The sequence below is a fragment of the Devosia sp. genome, from assembly GCF_034675085.1.
In the GTDB taxonomy this organism is placed as follows: domain Bacteria; phylum Pseudomonadota; class Alphaproteobacteria; order Rhizobiales; family Devosiaceae; genus Devosia.
Genome location: NZ_JAUCDN010000459.1, coordinates 1 through 1,857, shown reverse-complemented (window position 1 = coordinate 1,857; position 1,857 = coordinate 1). Strand labels below are relative to the sequence as shown.

1 protein-coding gene is annotated in these 1,857 nt (G+C 65.6%); it reads left to right on the top strand.

Features of this window, described 5'->3' with window-relative positions:
* The coding region (gene recQ, locus VDP82_RS17690) for a DNA helicase RecQ (protein ID WP_323016130.1) at positions 1 to 1,807 on the top strand (1,807 nt) is incomplete at its 5' end.
* Positions 1,808 to 1,857: the final 50 nt, after the last annotated feature.

Sequence of the window (1,857 nt, the reverse complement as noted above, 5' to 3'; positions counted from 1 at the left end):
GCAGCCCGGGCCGCGCGAGCCCGTCGCGGTGCTGCGCGATATTTTCGGCCATAAGAGCTTTCGCGGCCAGCAGGCAGAGGTGGTCGACCATGTCGTGGGTGGCGGCGACGCCGTGGTGCTGTTCCCCACCGGCGCAGGAAAATCCCTGTGTTATCAGGTGCCTGCCATCTGCCGGCCCGGCGTCGGCATCGTCATTTCGCCGCTCATCGCTCTGATGCGCGACCAGGTCGAGGCGTTGCGCCAGGCCGGGGTCGCGGCGGCGGCGCTCAATTCCGCCCTCAGCCCTGAGGGAGCCGCCGAGGTGCGCCGTAAATTGCGCAATGGCGCGCTTGACCTGCTCTATGTCGCGCCCGAGCGCGTCGCCACGCCCGGCTTTGCCAATATGCTGTCGGGCATCGATATTTCGCTCTTTGCCATCGATGAGGCCCATTGCGTCAGCCAGTGGGGCCATGATTTCCGCCCTGAATATCGCGAGCTGATCAATCTGGTCGAGCTCTTCCCCGGCGTGCCGCGCATCGCGCTCACCGCCACCGCCGATCCCACCACCCGCGCCGACATCATCGAGCGGCTGGGGCTGGAACAGGCGCGCATCTTCACCACCAGTTTCGACCGCCCCAATATTTCCTATTCCATCGTCGAGCGCGACAAGGCCCGCGACCAGCTCCTCTCCTTCCTCGCCGCCCACAAGGGCAGCTCCGGCATCGTCTATTGCCTGTCGCGCGCCAAGGTCGAGGACATGGCTGATTGGCTCACCGGCAAGGGCATTCCGGCGCTGCCCTATCATGCCGGATTGCCGCCCGAACGGCGCAGCGCCAATCAGGACGCCTTCCTCAAGGAAGACAATATCTGCATGGTGGCCACGGTTGCCTTCGGCATGGGCATCGACAAGCCCGATGTGCGCTATGTCGCCCATATGGACCTGCCGTCCTCCATCGAGGCCTATTACCAGGAAACCGGCCGCGCCGGGCGCGACGGCCAGCCCGCCGACGCCTGGATGAGCTATGGCATGGCCGATGTGGTGCAGCGCCGCCGCATGATCGACGAGGGCGGCGCCCCCGAGGAGGTCAAGCGCCTGGAGCACGGCAAGCTCAACGCGCTGCTCGGCGTCTGTGAAACCGCCGAATGCCGCCGCAAGGCCATTCTCAACCATTTCGGCGAGGTCCATCCCGGCAATTGCGGCAATTGCGACACCTGCCGCTCGCCGGTGGAAAGCTGGGACGGCACCGAAGCCGCCATCAAGGCCATGGCCGCCATCTACCGCACCGGCATGCGGTTCGGCGCCGCCCATATCGTCGATGTGCTGATGGGCAAACCCACCGAAAAGGTCGAGCGCTTCGGCCACCATAATCAGCCGGTCTTCGGCCAGGGCAAGGACCTCGACGCCAAGACCTGGCAGTCGGTCATAAGGCAATTGACCGCTTCCGGCCTCGTCGTCGTCGATCATGCCAATCATGGCGCGCTGACGCTGGGGGAGGGGGCCCGCGCCGTCTTCCGCCATGAGCGCACGGTTACCCTGCGCAAGGACCGGCCGCGCAAGGCGGTGGAAGTGCGCCGCCAATTGGCCAATGCCGTTTCCATTCCCGATCACGCCCGGCCGGTCTTCGACGCGCTGCGCGAAGAGCGCCTGCGCATCGCCCGCCAGCAGGGCGTGCCGCCCTATGTCATCTTCCACGATGCCACGCTCAAGGCCATGGCGCTGGCGCGCCCACGTCACCCCCACGACATGCTCAACCTGCCCGGCGTTGGCCAGGCCAAGCTCGACCGCTACGGCGAAGCCTTTTTGGCCGTCCTCGCCAGGCTGAATTAGAGCGTTTCCAGCAAAAGTGGAAACGGTTTTGCGGTTCGGAAACGCGATAA